The 18,602-nt window shown below is 38.0% G+C and carries 16 protein-coding genes and 3 tRNA genes; 5 read left to right on the plus strand and 14 right to left on the minus strand.

The annotated features are described in order from the left end of the window. Positions 1-12 precede the first annotated feature (12 nt). Positions 13-522 carry a YdeI/OmpD-associated family protein gene (locus BCL90_RS06550; protein ID WP_121283191.1) on the plus strand — a complete coding sequence of 170 codons (510 nt, stop codon included), beginning with the start codon at positions 13-15 and terminating at the stop codon, positions 520-522. 88 nt (positions 523-610) lie between these two features. On the opposite strand, the gene BCL90_RS06555 is transcribed toward BCL90_RS06550, so the two are convergent. The 8 genes from BCL90_RS06555 to BCL90_RS06595 form a co-directional block, all read right to left on the minus strand. Beyond that, positions 611-1,366 (minus strand): polyprenol monophosphomannose synthase, encoded by a 756-nt coding sequence (locus BCL90_RS06555; RefSeq protein WP_121283192.1) that lies wholly within the window; start codon positions 1,364-1,366, stop codon positions 611-613. A gap of 499 nt (positions 1,367-1,865) precedes the next feature. After that, positions 1,866-3,347, minus strand: a complete 1,482-nt coding sequence (locus BCL90_RS06565; protein ID WP_121283194.1) for a peptide MFS transporter — start codon at positions 3,345-3,347, stop codon at positions 1,866-1,868. Between the two features lie 64 nt (positions 3,348-3,411). Continuing rightward, entirely contained in the window at positions 3,412-5,007 is a 1,596-nt protein-coding gene (locus BCL90_RS06570; protein ID WP_121283195.1) for a peptide MFS transporter, read from the minus strand. 136 nt (positions 5,008-5,143) lie between these two features. Then, positions 5,144-6,040: a hypothetical protein gene (locus BCL90_RS06575; RefSeq protein WP_121283196.1), complete on the minus strand. Its 897-nt coding sequence runs from the start codon at positions 6,038-6,040 to the stop codon at positions 5,144-5,146. A gap of 35 nt (positions 6,041-6,075) precedes the next feature. Next, the gene (locus BCL90_RS06580; RefSeq protein ID WP_121283197.1) at positions 6,076-7,251 is read right to left on the minus strand and encodes an acetyl-CoA C-acyltransferase; all 1,176 of its coding nucleotides are present in this window, start codon (positions 7,249-7,251) and stop codon (positions 6,076-6,078) included. 439 nt (positions 7,252-7,690) lie between these two features. Continuing rightward, complete coding sequence (locus BCL90_RS06585) at positions 7,691-7,858, minus strand: Arc family DNA binding domain-containing protein (protein WP_083488688.1); 168 nt, start codon at positions 7,856-7,858, stop codon at positions 7,691-7,693. A gap of 2 nt (positions 7,859-7,860) precedes the next feature. Beyond that, the gene (locus tag BCL90_RS06590) at positions 7,861-8,382 is read right to left on the minus strand and encodes a hypothetical protein (protein WP_121283198.1); all 522 of its coding nucleotides are present in this window, start codon (positions 8,380-8,382) and stop codon (positions 7,861-7,863) included. Positions 8,383-8,386: 4 nt separating this feature from the next. After that, on the minus strand, positions 8,387-9,244 hold the full coding sequence (locus tag BCL90_RS06595) for an SPFH domain-containing protein (RefSeq protein ID WP_121283199.1): 858 nt from the start codon (positions 9,242-9,244) through the stop codon (positions 8,387-8,389). A 118-nt stretch (positions 9,245-9,362) separates the two neighbouring features. On the opposite strand from BCL90_RS06595, the gene BCL90_RS06600 reads away from it, so the two are divergent. From BCL90_RS06600 to BCL90_RS06615, 4 genes are all read left to right on the plus strand, one after another. Then, entirely contained in the window at positions 9,363-11,441 is a 2,079-nt protein-coding gene (locus BCL90_RS06600; protein ID WP_394341698.1) for an HD family phosphohydrolase, read from the plus strand. 81 nt (positions 11,442-11,522) lie between these two features. Beyond that, positions 11,523-11,609 (plus strand) — tRNA-Ser (locus BCL90_RS06605). A gap of 102 nt (positions 11,610-11,711) precedes the next feature. Continuing rightward, a tRNA-Pro gene (locus BCL90_RS06610) sits at positions 11,712-11,785 on the plus strand. Between the two features lie 50 nt (positions 11,786-11,835). After that, positions 11,836-11,909: transfer RNA gene (locus BCL90_RS06615), tRNA-Pro, on the plus strand. Between the two features lie 111 nt (positions 11,910-12,020). Here BCL90_RS06615 and BCL90_RS06620 read toward each other — a convergent pair. The 6 genes from BCL90_RS06620 to BCL90_RS06655 all read right to left on the minus strand — a co-directional run bounded on the left by BCL90_RS06620 (position 12,021) and on the right by BCL90_RS06655 (position 18,243). Continuing rightward, on the minus strand, positions 12,021-13,631 hold the full coding sequence (locus BCL90_RS06620) for a hypothetical protein (RefSeq protein ID WP_121283201.1): 1,611 nt from the start codon (positions 13,629-13,631) through the stop codon (positions 12,021-12,023). A gap of 705 nt (positions 13,632-14,336) precedes the next feature. After that, positions 14,337-14,588 (minus strand): hypothetical protein, encoded by a 252-nt coding sequence (locus BCL90_RS06625; protein ID WP_244214189.1) that lies wholly within the window; start codon positions 14,586-14,588, stop codon positions 14,337-14,339. A 314-nt stretch (positions 14,589-14,902) separates the two neighbouring features. Further along, positions 14,903-15,331 carry a hypothetical protein gene (locus BCL90_RS06635; protein WP_121283203.1) on the minus strand — a complete coding sequence of 143 codons (429 nt, stop codon included), beginning with the start codon at positions 15,329-15,331 and terminating at the stop codon, positions 14,903-14,905. Between the two features lie 499 nt (positions 15,332-15,830). Further along, positions 15,831-16,280 carry a hypothetical protein gene (locus tag BCL90_RS06645; protein ID WP_121283205.1) on the minus strand — a complete coding sequence of 150 codons (450 nt, stop codon included), beginning with the start codon at positions 16,278-16,280 and terminating at the stop codon, positions 15,831-15,833. Between the two features lie 62 nt (positions 16,281-16,342). Continuing rightward, positions 16,343-16,792 (minus strand): SRPBCC family protein, encoded by a 450-nt coding sequence (locus tag BCL90_RS06650; protein WP_121283206.1) that lies wholly within the window; start codon positions 16,790-16,792, stop codon positions 16,343-16,345. A 227-nt stretch (positions 16,793-17,019) separates the two neighbouring features. Then, positions 17,020-18,243 carry a DUF4272 domain-containing protein gene (locus tag BCL90_RS06655; RefSeq protein WP_121283207.1) on the minus strand — a complete coding sequence of 408 codons (1,224 nt, stop codon included), beginning with the start codon at positions 18,241-18,243 and terminating at the stop codon, positions 17,020-17,022. Between the last annotated feature and the right edge of the window lie 359 nt (positions 18,244-18,602).

Genomic DNA, 18,602 nt, shown 5'->3' on the forward strand with positions numbered 1-18,602 from the left:
AAAGATTAAACCATGATCCATTTTAAAGCAGAAATAGAGCGTTTCGAAACCATGGGCGAGAAAACAGGCTGGAGTTATGTGTTTATTCCGGCAGCACTGGCCAGCGAAATCAAAGCAGATTGTAAAAAATGTTTCAGGGTAAAAGGGAAGATAGATCAATTGGAGATTAATGGTATGGCAGCCATGCCAATGGGAGAGGGCGATTTTATTATTGCCTTAAAGGGCGAAGTCCGTAAAAAATTAAGAAAAGAAGCCGGAGCAAGTGTTGAACTTTATTTAGAAGAAGATAAGGATTTTAAAATAGAAATGCCCGAAGATCTCGAAATCTGTTTATCAGAAGAAGAACATTTAATCCAAAATTTTTTAAAACAGCCTAAATCGCATCAGAACTATTATATCAACTGGATTAACCAGGCTAAAACTGAACCTACCCGTACCAAAAGAATTGTAATGACGGTTAAAGCCATGGATAAAGGGCAGGATTTTGGCGCAATGATCAGGGAATCGCAGGGGAAGTCTTAATTTATTAGTTCTAAGTCTGTAGTCCTTAGTTGGAAGTGAATAGAACCAGGTGATGTGGATTTAAGACTCTGGACTCTGGACTTCGGACTTAGGACTTAGGATTCCCGACTCCAGACTCCCTTTTATAACTTCTAAACCAACTCCAAACTTTCATCTGGATTACACCTAAAAAAGCTTCTCTGAAAATACGGGTGCTCATTTTTGATGTTCCTTCGGTACGGTCAGTGAAGATGATGGGAACTTCTACTACTTTAAAGCCAAATTTAATGGCGGTGAATTTCATTTCGATCTGAAACGCATAACCAACAAACTTAATTTTATTTAATGGAATGGTTTCCAGTACAATTTTGCGGTAACATTTAAAACCCGCCGTAGCATCCTGAATGTTTATCCGGGTAATGATACGCACATACATTGAAGCAAAATATGACATTAGAACCCTACCCATTGGCCAGTTTACTACATTTACACCCTTAACGTACCTGGAGCCAATGGCTACATCTGCACCATTTACACAAGCTTCGCGTAAGCGAGCCAGATCATCCGGGTTGTGAGAGAAATCGGCATCCATTTCAAAAATATAGGCATAATCGTGTTGTAATGCCCAGTTAAAGCCATAAATATATGCTGTACCCAAACCTTGTTTACCCGCACGCTCTTCAATAAATAAATGCCCTTCGTATTCTTTTTGCAGCGATTTTACAATTTCAGCAGTTCCATCAGGAGAACCATCATCAATAATTAAAACATGAAAAGGTTGTGTTAAAGAAAAAACCTTTCTAATGATTTTTTCGATGTTTTCCTTCTCGTTGTAGGTGGGGATGATGACTAAACTATCTGACACGCTTGTTGTGGTTTTTTTAATAATGAAGCTTTTGGCCTTTATATTTGATATTTCTAGTTGGCAATTGCTTTTAAACTGCGAAAGTAAATATTAAATATGAAACCGTTATGAATTTTCGTTAATTCCACGTGATTTGTCCCCCCGCGGTCGTCATCCTGAACTTGTTTCAGGATCTATTAATGCCATTATTTCCCAATATATCTTAGATCTTATTGTTTCCCGCTGATTTCGCAGATCTGCGCAGAATTAGATTTAAAGTCACTAAACCATTGTTCCTAAACCCGACAGCAGCGGTAGCGCCCGATTGAAAAGAGGGACTATAGCGAATGGCGGGACTGAAGATGCCAAGAACTCCAGTCCTTTCCTTTCCAAATATTAAAGTATATGCCCATTTTTTCTTAAAATACTTGTCGACAGTCTGAGTGTAACGGAAGACTCTTCCTTTTATACCTTTATAATAAAAAAGATTCTTCACTGCGTTCAGAATGACAAAGAACTATTACCTCACTTCCTGCATCAATCTCTTAACCAGTTGCGAAAAAATAATTAATGCCAAACCTGCAATTAAAGAGTACAAAGCCAATGCTTTGTAACCTTCGGTATAAGCCATTAATTTAGTTGGTAGTGAAGCATTGTCGATACTCGACATTTCTGCACCCAGTTTTCCGGCAGCCAATTGCCCAAAAGCACTTGATAAAAACCAAAGTCCCATCATCATGCCGAACATTTTCTTTGGCGAGAGTTTGGTAATAATCGACATCCCAATTGGCCCTAAACAAAGCTCGCCAAGGGTTAACAATAAATAAGCCAGCGTAAATACATTTAACGAACTAATGCCTTGTACATTGGCGAAGAACCTGGTGGCATAAAAAACGTAAAAACTTAAAGCCAATAACAGGAAGCCGATCCCAAATTTTACCACCGTATTGGGCTCTATTTTACGTTTGTATAGGCCAAGCCATAAAATGCCGACAATCGGACTAAAAACAATAACAAAAAACGAGTTAACACTATTGTTTACCACATTGGGATCGATATTAAAAAAGAGGATTTTATGATCCAGGTTGTCCTTTGCAAATAACGAAAGCGAACCGCCACTCTGTTCAGATATGGCCATAAAAATGAAGTAACAGAAGATAAAGACGAATGCCGCCAATAGTTTATATTGTGCTTTTTTATCTTTTATTTTAAAGGTTTCGTATAGGAAATAAACCAGGGCAACAACGCCTATGGTGTACATGAAATAATCAGTAAAGGCCGTGTTCTTTACCATGATATAAATCAATGGAATACACAGTATCGAACCCACATAAACGGCTATTTCCCATAGCTGCTGTTTTGATTTTTTAAGGTGTAGCAATGGTGAACTCCCGATAGGACCTAAGTGTTTTTTGGTAAAGATGAACGTGCCTAAGCCAAACATCATTACCAGGGCGGCAGATAAGAAACATAAATGCCAGTTGTAATATTTACCCAGATAAATACAGATGGCACCACCCAGTAAGCCACCTACATTAATACCGGCATAAAAAAGTCCGTATCCTGCATCTCTGCGATTATCTTTCTCGTGGTATAATTCGCCAACCATTGATGAAACATTGGGTTTAAAAAAACCGGTTCCGATAATGGATAGGGTAATGCCTATATAAAATAAATCGTGTGGAGAGAGAGCCAGGATTAAGTTTCCAATAATCATTAGCGTTCCGCCCCAGAAAAGAGATTTTCTGAATCCTAAAATCTTATCGGCAAAAATACCACCTATAAAAGTGAAAGCATAAACAAAGGCTTGTATAGCACCGTACTGCAGGTTCGATTTTTGGTCGCTTAAACCCAGTTGTTCTACCATAAAGAAAGCCAATACCCCACGCATTCCATAAAAACAGAAACGCTCCCACATTTCTACCAACGATAAATGCCAGAGTTGTTTCGGGTATTTTCCTTCAAAATTCTGAATCTCTTCTATTGAAACTGTTTTTTCCATTAAATAGGTTTAAAAATTAAAAGCCCGATAAAGATCGGGCTTTTAGGTAAAAGTTATTTTTTTATTAGTGAACACCGTGCATCCATTTGCGCAGAATAGGGCTTATGGCAAACATAATTAAACCTGCTACAATTGGTATTATGGTGAATATTAGGAAGAAAGTCGAAATTGAATAAGCAGCGCTTATTTTGTCAATTAATGATCCTGTAGCTCCGGCCAGGTAATTACCAATGGCAGTACAGGTAAAAAATACACCAAACATTAAACCCACAAGGTTTGAAGGTGCAAGCTTACTTACATACGATAGTCCAACAGGAGAGATACATAACTCGCCAACAGTATGGAAGAAATAGGCAAAAATTAACCAGAATAAACTTACTTGCGCTGAAGTGGCTCCTTGTGGAATAGACGAACCGCCATAAGCTAAGCCTGCGAAACCAATACCTACAAAAATTAAACCGAAGCCAAATTTTACTGGCCCGCTTGGGTTAAATTTGGTTTCCCATATTTTAGAAACAATAGGCGCCAGGGATACGATAAAGAATGAGTTTAATACACTAAACCAGGAAGCCGGAACTTCGGTACTTACAGACCCCATTTCTCTGCTTACTTTCCAGATGGCCAATACCCAGATAATGGCAAAACTCAATAATGTAAATAAAATAGTTGCTGGATATTTCTTGAAAATTTTGCCTGCTAATGAAAACAGCACAAAAGTTACGGCTACCAATGGAAATATGGTCAGGATGGCATCAACCCATTTAAAGGTTGTAGCTGCTCCTCCTGTTAAGTTTCTTAAGGTGTAATCTTTTGCAAAAATCGTCATCGATCCGCCTGCCTGCTCAAATACCATCCAGAAGAAAATGGTAAAAATAGACAAAATGGCGATTACCCATAAGCGTTGACTTCTAACTTTTTTAGGAATTTCTTCTACCGTTGGATCTGCTTTTTCTACTGCTTTAGTTTTATCAACTGCCGAACCAATTACACCGAATATTTTTTGTCCGAAATAAAACTGTAGCATTCCGAAAAGCATAAATACGCCAGCTAAGCCGAAACCATAATGCCAACCTACTTTTTCGCCAATATAACCGCACATTAACATCCCGATAAATGCACCGGAATTGATACCCATGTAAAATATGGCATAAGCACTATCTTTTTTATCGCTAATAGGGGGGTAAAGTTTACCTACAATTGAAGAAATATTTGGTTTAAAAAATCCGTTACCAATAATTAATAAAAGCAAACCAACATAGAAAAAATTGGTGCTAACCCCTTCAAGAGCCATTGCAGCGTGACCGAGCGTCATAATAAAAGCACCGATAATCACCGCTTTTCTATAACCTGTAAATCTATCGGCAATTAAACCACCAAGTATTGGTGTAAAGTATACCAAACCGGTATAAATAGCATAAAGCTGTAAGGCTTCAGGCCGTGGCCAACCCCAGCCGTTTTTGCTCAGATCGCTAATCAGGAACAAAACCAAAATGGCCCGCATTCCGTAATAACTGAATCTCTCCCACATTTCGGTAAAAAAGAGTACAAAAAGGCCAACCGGATGGCTAAATAATTTTTCAGGAGAAACCCCTTGACTGGTTAAGTGGAGGTCTAGTTCCTTATCATGGTCAATACTAATGGTTTCATTAGATGTTTGCATAAAACATTTGTTGGTTTTAGTTTATGAATTCAGAATTTGTGTGTTGTTTAAGCTAGTTAGCAGGGCGCAATATAGTGAGCGATTGCCAAACTCACAAATTTTTAAGTAAGGAGTAAGGTAAATGGTTTGTTAAGAATTAAAACTTTCTGATGGGTTTAACATTTTTCTTTGGGTCTGCATAAAGTTCATCACTCGAATTTGGATCATTGTTAAGGATAATATCTTCTTGCAATTTTAGCCTTCCACCGATAATTTTAAAGCCATCAAAAGTGCCGTCTGATCCGTAATATTCAAACTTTCCCTTAATTTCTGGATCAAAAGAAGCAAGATGGTCAAATACAATCATGCCTGCTTTCAAATCCGTTTTTAAAGTCATGGCATTTGATTTAGCATACTCAAATATGATCCTGTTTTTTCCTTTTAGTTCTTTGCCGTCAAAAACAGGCGCGCCGAAGGTGAGCTTATCCTTATCAAAAGAAAGAATATCGATTACCTTTTTAGTGGTCATTTGGGTATTACCCTTCCAGCCTAAAAGTATATAATAAGGCAATCGGTTTCCGCTGGTTACCGGAACAATTTCGTAATACCTGGCACCAAACCATTTCTGATTATTGGTAATGACATTGGGATCGCCAAGATTTTCGGTCTGATCAATTAAGGGGTAAAGTTTCAACGGGCCATTTTTTGTATTCATCTGAATGGCGCCATAATAGCGGTATGTGCCGTTTTCGAGCAGTACATACCAACTCAAAATCCTAAAAGCCTGATCAGGTGATTTAATTACCGATACATTTTTAAGCGAATCTAAAGGATAAGAAAAAGAATTAGATACTTTTAATGCCTCAACCAATGTTTTTACAAAACTGCCGTTTATATCTAATTTTTGAGCATCGCTTTGCGCAGAAACAACCCTTGCCGATATTTTAATCAGTGTATCCTGAAAAACATTTAAAGTATTTGGTGATTGCTGTGCTTTTACACTAAAGCCTAACGTTCCAATAATTAAAAGGATGTAAAATCTGATAACTTTCATACAATCAAATGCGCCATACGCTGCAAAACCAAAGATTATAATTTCTCGATAACGAGTGCACTTGCGCCACCACCACCATTACAGATTCCGGCTACACCGATTTTTCCGTTATTTTGCGCCAAAACCGAAAGTAAGGTGACTACAATCCGCGCACCCGATGCGCCAAGTGGGTGACCTAAGGAAACGGCACCACCATTTACGTTAACCTGGTTGTCGTTTAGTTCTAAAAGTTGATTATTTGCGATAGAAACTACAGAAAAGGCTTCGTTGATCTCAAAATAATCTACATCTTTTATGTTGATACCGGCTTTGTGTAATGCTAATGGAATTGCTTTTGATGGTGCGGTTGTAAACCATTCTGGTGCCTGTTGTGCATCAGCGTAACCCAAAATTTTAGCTAAAGGTGTTAAGCCTAGTTCTTTTGCTTTATCTGCACTCATTAGAACCAATGCCGCTGCGCCATCGTTTAAAGTTGATGCGTTTGCTGCAGTTACGGTTCCATCTTTTTTGAAAACAGGTTTAAGTGAAGGTATTTTATCAAATTTAACCGCTGTGGGCTCATCATCGGTATCAACCAATGTAATCTCGCCTTTACGGTCTTTAACCTCTATGGCTATAATTTCATCGGCAAATTTCCCTGAAGTTTGTGCGTTTTGTGCTCTTTTGTACGATTCGATGGCAAAATTATCCTGTTCTTCGCGACTAATGTGGCATTCGGTAGCGCAAAGTTCGGCTGCAGACCCCATGTGGTAATCGTTGTAAACATCCCAAAGGCCATCTTTTACTAAACCGTCTGTAACCTGTCCGTGGCCCAGGCGATAACCGTTTCTTGCCTTATCCAGGTAGTAGGGAACATTGCTCATGCTTTCCATGCCACCAGCAACAATAATTTCATTATCGCCATTTGCAATGCTTTGTGCGGCAAGCATAATTGCTTTTGTACCCGAAGCACATACTTTATTTATGGTTGTGGCAGGTAAATCTGGTAATCCGGCAAATTTTGCAGCCTGTGTAGCAGGTGCTTGTCCAACGTTAGCTGATAAAACATTACCCATATATACTTCCTGGATCTGTTCTGGTTTAAGGCCAGCTTTTTCAATGGCTGCTTTAATGGCAAAACCACCGAGTTGAGTAGCAGAAAATTGAGCTAATGAGCCTCCAAAACTACCTATAGGTGTTCTCACAGCTGATACAATAACAACTTCTTTCATGTAAACTAATTTTTATGAATTTTTGGTTAGGCCGCTAAGTTAGTCAAACCCCGCAGGTTTCCAAAAACTATGAGGTTTAAAAATAACGTTTAAGGAATGATTTTAGCACATTTGAAATAATAAGTTTTTAATAGGTTTTGGAAAGGTGCTGTAGTGTTTCTTGGGGTTGGTTTAGTCCTGCTGTTCGCTGTAGCCCTCATGCTTCGGGGCTGTCGCTGCCATCAGGTTTAAATTACCTGGGCTGGTGGTTCTTTGGCCAGGTTGCTTTTCCAGTGCTGATTACTCCCCTCCTTGTTTTAAGGAGGGGTGCCCGCAGGGTGGGGTGGTTAAATAATGTGAGGTTATTTGGAGCCCGATCCTTGCTTAGCTTGGGGAACGCCCAATTCAGTTAGCAGTTAGCAGTTAGCAGTTAACAGTTATCGGTTGGCAATTTTCAGTTTTATTCTTCTTTTGCTTTTCCCTTCTTTCGCGATTTTAATGCCTGCGTGAGTAGAAACTCGATCTGCCCGTTTGTACTTCTAAACTCATCGGCAGCCCAGGTTTCCACTTCTTTTAATAAAGCAGGACTAATTCTTAATACAAAAGCTTTTTTATCTTTCTCCGCCATTCTTATTGTATTGCTTGTATATTATACCTCGTTTTTAAATTAATCAAAAACATCTCCAGATCTTCTATTTTATTAGAACTGAACAACAGCTTTTTACCGTTTTTAAATTCCAGTTGCAATCCTCTGTTTTTATCGTTTAATAAATAAGCCTTATCTTTAATTTTAAACCAGAGCCGATTTTTTACGCCATAACCCCCGTATTCAGAAAATGCATCGTACTTCCTGATGTACGCTTTTTCAATACGCTCCCAACGGAAATGACTTGATGTAAAGTGAAAGGGGGGATACCGGAAAGAAACCTCTTCAGGTGTTATTTTTAGGGTGAGCTTATGCTGTTGCACTAAAAAAATGATTAAAAACGGAGATAGGAGCGCCAAAACCGGGGCGAAGTACATTTCTTTAAGTTCAGCGATACTTAAGCCGTTATTCTGAAAAATAAGTAGGGCCGCTGTTGGAAATATAGTGGCTGCCGTAACCAGATAAAGCCACCAGATCTTCAATCCATGTTTTTCTTCAAATTCCATTAGCTTAATTATACAAAGTTCCGGTGTTTACTACAGGTTGTACATGGCGATCCCCGCATAAAACCACCAATAAATTGCTTACCATGGCTGCTTTACGCTCTTCATCCAGATCAACAATCCCTTTTTGTGATAATTTCTCTAATGCCATTTCTACCATACCTACGGCGCCTTCAACAATTAATTTACGGGCTGCAATTACTGCTGTGGCCTGTTGGCGCTGTAACATGGCACTGGCAATTTCCGGCGCATAAGCCAAATGCGAAATCCTGGCCTCTAAAACTTCGATGCCTGCGCGGGATAAACGTTCGTTCAGCTCGTTTTCTAAAAGTTCACTTACTTTTTCAGCGCCATCTTTTAAGGTAATGCTGGTTTCTTCCCCTTCAGCATGGTCGTATGGGAAGATATTGGCTAAATGCCTTACAGCAGCTTCACTCTGAATGTTTACATATTGCATGTAGTTTTCTACAGAGAAAACAGCTTTGGCAGTTTCGTTTACTTTCCAAACCACCACAGCGGCAATTTCGATCGGGTTGCCCAGTTTGTCGTTAACCTTTAACTGCTGCCCGTTTAAATTGTTGGCTTTTAACGATAAGCGTCTTTTTGTGGTTAAGGGATTTACCCAGAAAAAACCATCGGCTTTTACCGTGCCGATATATTTTCCGAACAGGGTAAGTACCATCGATTGGTTGGGGTTAATGATTAAAAAGCCCGGAAATAGTAAAAATATATCTATGGCTAATAAAATCCCTCCCCAGAGAAAAATTTCTGAAACAAAGCAGAAAATGGAAGCAGCCAGCAACAATATGCTTATTGCGAATGTTAAATAACCAGATGGCGGATTAATAATTTTTTCTTGATACATAATTGATATTAATTTGATATCATAAAGTAAAATATAAAATCTGGTAATTGCAAACAAAACCCGTAAAATGTATATTAGATAAAAATGCTATTTTTGACAGTACAATAATTACATCGTTTTGGCTAAAATCAAGAGAAATTCACACAAGATCCTTTACCGGAAATATTCATCAAACCTGAAATATGTGATGATGATATTTACCGTTTTCATTATTACGCTATTCCTGCCCAAACAACCCCGGTTTAGATATGAGTTCGAAAAAAATGCGGTATGGAAAAATAAGGATCTGATTTCGCCTTTCAGCTTTGCTATTTTAAAAACCAACCCGCAGGTTAGTGCAGATAAAAAAAATGCCTTAAAAGATATTTTGCCCGTTTACCAATTGGATAGGGGCATTACCGCAAATGCATTGGAAGAGTTTGCCAATGAATTTGATGTGAAATGGAAATCAAAACAGCTTAACGAAAAGGACAGGGATGTATATAAAAGTGCTGCCTATAAATTGTTGCAGCGTATTTACCAGAGAGGAATTATTGGCTTGAATGTGAAACACCAGGCCGGGGGTAAAAACTACGACTTTTCTCTGCTTGAAAACAATGTGGCACAGGAGAAAAATACACAGGATGTTTTTACCGCAGAATCGGCCCTGATATTTTTTAAAGATAATTTTAAGGCCCCTAACCAGGTAATGGGCGATCTGGTGGCAAACCTCGCAATTGATCATATCACTCCGAATATTGTGTTTGATGAGCGGTTAACGCAAACCATACAAGATAATACGGTTAACAATATTTCTACTACGAAAGGGATGGTGCAAAAAGGCGAACTTATTGTGGCTAAGAATGATGTGATTGACGAAGAAATTTATCAAAAACTGGAATCTTACAAAGCTACTTACGATGCGCAGACCAAAACAATCGGCAGCAGGGCATTGGTTTACCTTGGGCAGGTGATATTGGTTGCCTTTATAGTGGCTATTTTAATGTCGTTCCTTTTTCTTTTCCGGAAGGATATTTTTGCCGATAACCGTCAGCTTTCGTTAATCCTCATTGTAACCACAGGGATGCTGCTTGCTTTAACCTGGGCCATTAAGATGGAAATCCCAAGTTTGTACTACATTCCGTTCTGTGTAGTGCCTATTATCATCAGGATCCTGTTTGATACGCGTTTGGCACTTTACCTCCATATGCTGGTGATTTTAATTGCCGGTTTCTTTGTGGCCAATAGTTTCGAATTTGTATTTTATCAGGTTACTGCGGGTATGGTTGCCATATTCAGTATAAAAAACTTCGTCAAACGCGAAAGATTCCTGGTTTCAGCCTTATTTATTCTGCTGGCTTATTTTGTTTCTTTTATAGGCATTGCCTTACTGCGCGAAGGATCTTTCCGCGAAATAGAATGGCTGAATTTTATTCCTTTTGTTTTTAGCGTACTTTTATCGCTTTTGGCCTATCCGTTAATTTACCTGTTCGAACGTATTTTTGGTATCACTTCGGATGTGGCCTTAATTGAGTTGACCAATACCAATAATAAGTTGTTAAGAGAACTGGCTTTTAAAGCGCCTGGAACCTTTCAGCACTCTTTACAGGTAGCCAACCTTGCTGAAGCTGCGATATTTAAAATTGGAGGTAATTCTGTGCTGGTAAGGGCAGGGGCCTTATACCACGATATTGGTAAAGTAGACAATCCACAGTATTTTATTGAAAACCAAAATACCGCTGTAAGTCCGCATGATAAATTACCTTATGAACAAAGTGCGCAGATCATTATTCAGCATGTGCATAAAGGAATTGAGATTTTAAGAAAAAACCAGATTCCTGAAGCGATAATTGATTTTATCAGAACGCACCATGGAAATACGCGTGTTGATTATTTTTATCAATCGTTTTTGAAAAATACACCGGAAAAATTTGTCGACGAAAATATTTTTCGTTATCCCGGCCCCATACCTTTTAGCAAAGAAACAGGTGTGTTAATGCTCGCCGATTCGGTCGAAGCTGCCTCAAGAAGTCTGAAAAATCCCGATGCGCAGAACATAAATGACATCGTTGAACGTATAATTAACTACAAATTGGAGCAAAATCAGTTAGATGACTGCGATTTGACGTTAAAAGATATTGAGACTATCAAATTGATATTCAAGACGATGCTGATGAGCATCTATCATGTGCGTATAGATTATCAACAAATTTTGTAATTTTTTTTTGTTGGATAACTTGTTTTACTATATTTGCAGACCTCAAAACAACGCCGGTAGGGCAGAAAAGAGAGGTTTGAAGGAGAGGTGCCTGAGTGGCCGAAAGGAACAGTTTGCTAAACTGTCGTACTGGTAACGGTACCGCGGGTTCGAATCCCGCCCTCTCCGCAAAGAATAAAAATTTGCAAATAAAAATGGAATTGTCAATTTAAATCCGTTACTTTGCAATCCCTTCGAAAAAGGGAAATAAAAAAAAGAAGATACCAAGTTCGGGATGTAGCGTAGCCCGGTATCGCGCCTGCTTTGGGAGCAGGAGGTCGTAGGTTCGAATCCTGCCATCCCGACAAAAAGTTGATCCACTTTTAAAACAGGATTAAAAGATCGATACCAAGTTCGGGATGTAGCGTAGCCCGGTATCGCGCCTGCTTTGGGAGCAGGAGGTCGTAGGTTCGAATCCTGCCATCCCGACACAAAACAAAAAGCCTTTAGATCGTTAGATTTAAAGGCTTTTTTGTTTGCGCCCGGCATGTGCGCAAACTCGGATCAAGTCTATTACTTCCAGAATATATTCGATTATTTTTAAACTTCAATCTTTAATATCTTACCAAGCTCACCCATGCTGTTAATATTTATTTCTTCAAGTTTTAGTGAAGGTATCGCCTTCATTACCATGAAAAAGTGTTCGTTTACATCTTTGTAGCCAGTTTTCAGTAGAAAATAATTCAATAGAATACATCTTACCGACGTATGAAGAAAGTTTAAGTATGTATCGTTATAGATGTTTCTCTCAGGATTGCTTTTGACAATTTCAACATGCTTGGATTTACATAATGCATAATCAGGACTATTTTTACATACTGCTGTATTAAAGGGTTGGCACCCACCACTATGAACCATACAATTTCGATGTCTGTACCAGATAGTTAACAAGTTATCAATTCTGTCAACATTGATCGATTTTAACGGCAACAAATTTGATAAGAAAGGATTCTGCTTCAGACTATCTCTGAAATACTCTCGAACTTTATCTTTGATAGTTGGCTTTGGGTTGCTATTACCAATTTTAGAATTACCATTTGCTTTATGTTGAATTTTTGATCCATCTAGATAAGTCTTTTTAAGAACATTTTCGGGGTACTTCTTACTTTCTGCTAGAACTTCAAGTATCGTCCAAAGTTTAGAATATTTAATCTCTACATGTTGTTCATTAACAGCGTCCCTGTAAAGATTTGTCAACAGCGAGAAAAAAGGATCATCTTGTATTAGCCTTAGAACTTTTTGGTTTAGGTATGGATCCTCCCCAAACATCTCGCCAGACATAATATTATTCGCACTAAAAGTTTCGGGCTTACTATAAAATAACTTCTTGGTTTGCGAATCTATTACTATCGCAGATATGATTTCTCCCTTTGTGTCCCTGGTCAGCGAAAAAGATTGAAGTAGGTTTTGGGTAATGCTTTCAGATATGTTATATGCTTCTAACTCATTTTTCGCGAAAATTTTTGGATAAAAAATTACCACTCCTGGATTTTCATATTTAATCCTATCGTTTGGGTCATAACTAATACATACATCAAGGCCGATTTCGTTCGCAATAAACGAGTTTATATAGTCGTAAATATTTGATATAGAGTATTTTGAATATGGAATAATTTTAAGTTTTCCATATGTAAATTGTTTATCTAGATATAAATTCTTAACAAAAAAATATGATGAAAAAAAGTTTTGGTTGGATTTATCTCCCAATCCACTAATAAAATTTTCATTTCTGTTCTTTTGAATATTTTCGACTTCGGTGAAAATGGCTTCTTTTACATCTTCGTTGTTGGAGTATATTCTAAAATGACGTTGCTGAACATGTGCGTCTCCGTAGTCGTCAAATTTCAAGGGAAACTCTGAATCTATTTTTTCGTTTTTCAGTAGTTCTATATCGCTAAAAAAATAAATTCCTTCCTTGAGTATGCTGGCTTTCAACCTAAGTATGTATAGATTATCTCCATTTTTTATCAAGTCTTGGGTAAAAGAACCCCTAATTACATTGTATTCTGATGAGGGGTCAATTTTTGCAATCTCGTATTTGATAAAGTTGAACTCCGAAACGTCTTTAGAAAAAGTAAGCTGAAATTCCATGGTTTGTTCTATTTGGAAATTGCTTTCTTTTGATTCAATAATTATGGTTTTTTCTTCCATTCTTTAAAATAATTCTTCCGATTGCCGCGCGATTCTAAACTATCAGTTGTTTAGCTAATATATGAATTATTGAACTAATAATAACTCATTATGGCCTCAAGTTAACCCATAATTGAGATTTTATTTCACTTTGAAGCAATTACTACAAATATTCTGGTCAATCTCCGACCAGTTGTGAAATTTCTTCCGGCAGACCGTTGAGAGTAATTTTTATGGATGAAGTTAGCAAACTTTCTTATTGTTTCAGGTTGTTCGAGTTCCATCATTGTAGTTATCAGCATTGGCCATCTCTTTTGACTGGCTGTAAAATCGTAAATAGGCAAATATGGAGGTGCCTAATATAGGGAATTGCCTACAAGTTTTCATACTGCTCCTTGCCCATTATTCGCTTAAGATCCCTCACCACATCGAAAGCCACCACGCTACCGCATCCCTTGAACAGAACGTCGCCCAAATTAGGATTTCCCTCCTCCCAAAAGAAAGTTTGAATAATTGGACAATCCCTTTTCCATCACATCGCAGAGGTCTTTGTTGTAATAGGCGTATGCCGTCTTAAAGACACAAAAAGCCTTTAGATCGTTAGATTTAAGGGTTTTTTTGTTTGCGCCCGGCATGTGCGCAAACTCTGGATCAAGCGGAAATTAGTATCATTCATTTTTCCTGGAATATTCTGGGGTGAAAACATTGTTCAGTATATCTTTTTACCTATTCGGCGTAATAATATTCGGCATATAAAACGCCATTTTTAATGGTGAATTTTGCAAATGGTTTTTCCAGTTTTGGTACCGCTATTAAACGAAAAGTCTCCTTAGTTCCATTGTCGAATTTGCAGTCCACATCTCTTGCCCAGATCATTTCGAATTCGGTGTTGCTAATCTTTTTTACCGGATAGAAATACACGCATTGACCGTGGTACTCAAAAGCCAGCGAGGTTTCTCCAATATTTAGTGTAACCATTTTGTGGATCTGTCTGTATTTTTTCACAGAGAAGCCTGAACTTCGGATCAGCAGACAGTATTCAATGCGAAAAGGCCAGGCAATTACAGCGGCCGTCTTTTATTTCTATTGATGATAAACAAAATAATAACGAGAATTACTCCTGCCAATACCACCCATACTATTGCCTGACCGACAATATATCCTAATCCAAATGCTATATTTCCCACATTGGGAGTACCTTGTTGTCGGCTCGCCTTATCTGCGGTAATCTTTAAGGAATTGAAAAATCGCTCCCGGGCGGGTTTAGACATTTCGTCTTTATCTTTATCTGTCTAGAAATCAACATAAAGCATTTTGTTGTTCAGGAACAGCATCCTTTTAAAGCGTAAATTTGATAATTTGGGATTGTTGGTTATATACTTAATCTCATATCCTTGCAACCCATCGATATGGTAAGGCTTTTTACTTACGAGTTCGCCCTTTGATGTGTTTAATGTTCCTCCAATAAATCCGGAATAAAGGCTGTCAAGTTCGTTGTGACTGAAACCTGCTCCGTTGTTAGTAAGATCAGAAAGGCCGGCAAGATAAAAGCCTGATGAATCACGATAATGATGTACATGTTGGCCTAAGGTATCAGTGGTTTGAGGTTTGTCAGGGAAGTCAATTGCGGCTATATCGCCCAGTTTTTGATGGAAAAATCCTTTCCTAAACGAGCATAAGGCGATAAATAACACCAAAATTGCAAATATTTTTTTAGTCATAAAGGCTTTCTGGTAATTTTCGTAATTGATTGAATGATAAGGAACAACACAAGGTAATCATTGCAGCCAAAATTCACGAAGAATTGCGCATCTATATTTTATGGTTTGATATCAAATATGCTAGAGCGTTAGCAGGAGGGAAGGCAACTATTCCATGACCCTATACAACCCAAAACCGGGGGAATAAAGGTGTTTTATGCCCTGCAATGTAATCACTTGTGGCAGAATCAAGTTCTCCCCCTTGAACTTAAGGTCGCCTAACTTATAATAATACATGTATACCGGAGAGGGGAGCGTGCCTTGTTGCCATCGAATTAGCACATCGTCATCAAATTTCTTCACATCTTTTGCAGTTCTTGAAAATTCACTGTTAAAAAGATAGTCGTTGCGCACAAATAGTGTTTCATCTTTTATTTCAAAAATATTACAACGTTCCTGATGCACAGTTACATATTCACAAGGTTTGTAACCGTATCTCTTTAAAAGTGCTGTTTCATATTTATGAAAGTGCCAAAAGTTTTAAACTGTCATTTTCAATTTTAAGTTCTTCCGACTTTACACTCAAGCTGTCGGTAAAAACTACATTTTTGAAGTCCTGGGATTTGCGATAATCCGGATAGAAGTATTTTTTACGATTAAAATAAAGATTACCTTTTTTATCTATGAAAAAAGGCAGATCCCAATCATAAGTTTTCTCAAAAATGATCCGTTTGTTTACGTCCATTATTTTAAATGGAGCGTCACTTCTGTCTGGTTTCAAAAAAAATCTGTCATCTTCTAAAAAGATAATTTCACTTAAATTTTGCATGTCTGTAACCAGCTTAAACTTACGCTGATCTTTAAGTAATTCGGAAATTAAAGGTACTTCCGGATGGCTGTCTTTCTTTGGAAACGGATTACATGCCGAAGCAAACATCATCATAATCAAACCAGCAAATTTACTTCTCATGGTGCGTTTTTTAGCGTTGTAATCATAACAAAAACTGAACCATAAGCATGATTGCCGGTTTGCTAAGCATCTGGTATGTTTGTCTCTACAAGTTTAATGAGCTTTTCAAGGGATTCCTGCCAACCAAGATAACACATCTCCAGAGGTATCATCGCAGGGATGTTTTCCTGTAATATTTCTAAGTCTGTACCTACGGATGTTTTTGTGAACCAGATGGTATTTATAATGGTACCAGTCAGATTTAAATCTTCAAACTTATCTGTGTATTTTAACAATTCATTCGGAACTACCTCCAGGTACTCGCCACCAAAGGCGTTAGTACTTCCTGTGGTGAAATTCTGGAAAGACATTTTAAATGTGCCGCCCGGCTTTACATCCATGTCATAAATAATACCGAGAAATCCATAAGGCGGCATCCACGATGCAAGTGCTTTAGGCTCGGTAAAAGCACGGTACACCTTTTCAGGGGATGCTTTAATCACTCTGTGTAATGAAACGCTGTTGTCTGACATACAATTATTTTTATTTTAGAATTTACTTTGCTTAACAAAGATGACGTTATTACCAGGTAATTTGCAGGGTGATATACGACAATTTAAAGGGGATATGGGACAATATCTTTCTGTGACAACATGGTGCTGGCCAACTTTCAGTATAGCGACCACATATACCGAACCTGGGTTTTTAATGTTATGTAATTGAGCATATAGTAGATGAATTTTATCCGAATCAGGATAGGCTAAGTATCACAACTTACATCATCCCAATCTTGTTCACCATACCTGATTAGCCAATTTAGGGCATAGTGCCTTTCATACACTACACCAGAAATAGCTTCTTCAAGTTGGACGTTTGCCAATCTTGCATCTACACAAGCCCAGTCGATTCTGTAGTAAAGGTCATTTGCATCCAGAATTTCAGCTGCAGATCTTGTTTCAGCTATGGAATTGATAAAAGTATTTGGGTCTTTTCCGGCACCAACAGGATAATCTTGTTCAGGGATGTCATTTAAATCGCAAAGTTGGCCAGGGAAATTAAGTTTATCAACCTTACCTAAGGCCCACATCAGCGTGTAAATACATTCGCTTTTCCAACTTTCCGTATTTTTCCGCTCTTCGGTAGGATGACCAAGGAATTCTTTTTCTTCAGGTGTGGTTTGTGCCCATAAATCGTATTGTTGCAAATAGGCAATTGCAATATCAGCCGGTATCACATTATTTGCAACAAAATTAGTGACGGCCAGAATGCATAACCTGGTCGAAATTTCTTTTGGTGTCCTTATTAAAGTTTCACTTTCAGCGTCGATGCAGGGTAAACTTGAATTAACTTTGATGCCTCTCACGTTCAGTATTGCTTCACTTCTTTCTTTTCTTCTGATTTGATCGTCAGATAATTGAGATTGTTCCTTATCAAAATATTTCGACTCAATATTAACACTAAGTTTTTCAATTTCTGAATTTCCTGAGGTATCCAGGATTAGATCTAAATTGTGATCTAAAAAGTGTTGTCTGCCAGACTTGCTGATTAAAGTGCCTGGCTGTGTGAATATAACCGCATCAAACTCAGTTGCGAGTTTTTGAAGTAATGGTTTTATGTCTTTGCTCTCCTGCGGTTCCTGTTCTACAGAAAACTCGCTATTTATAGTAGAGACTTTAGCCAGTATCAAATTTTTCAACTGTTCATTTGATGCCGGTAATGCTGTAATATATCCGTAAAGGCCTTTTAAGTTTGCCGTTAGCGGACTGTCGTCAATTTCCGGAAGCTGGTAGGAGGGGAACGCCCTTTCACGATAGCTTACTTTAATCTTAATAGATGGACTAAATAACCCACCTTTTATAACCAGTTGCGCTATTTTATCTTCACCTGGATCACTTATGGATAGTGTCGCTTTAGGAAATTCTTTCTGAAGCAGGTCTGTGATTTTTTCAAACCCCAGGTAGTGGGAATAATACGTACAAATCATATAATTACTTTAAGCCGGTGATGAATCATCGCAACAAAAACTGAACCATACATGGGATGAATTTCGCTATTTCCACAGCTTATTATTAAAGACCTCATGAAATTACCAAGTTGCGCTGGCAAGAAAATGGAAAACTAGAGGCTGTCTCATAAATATAAAATTGTCATCCTGAGGGATAATTTATTGTATAAAAATCAATATGAATGGACAGGAGAATTTTTAACGAACTGTAGACTGTGAGGAATCGTCATTGCGAGAAGGCTTTTTCAGCCGACGAAGCAATCTTACAACGATCGTTACTAGCGTGCGCATTAAGATTGCTTCGTGCCTCGCAATGACGATTTTTCTATTGGAGTATG

The organism is Pedobacter alluvionis (genome assembly GCF_003664035.1).
GTDB classification, from domain to species: domain Bacteria; phylum Bacteroidota; class Bacteroidia; order Sphingobacteriales; family Sphingobacteriaceae; genus Pedobacter; species Pedobacter alluvionis.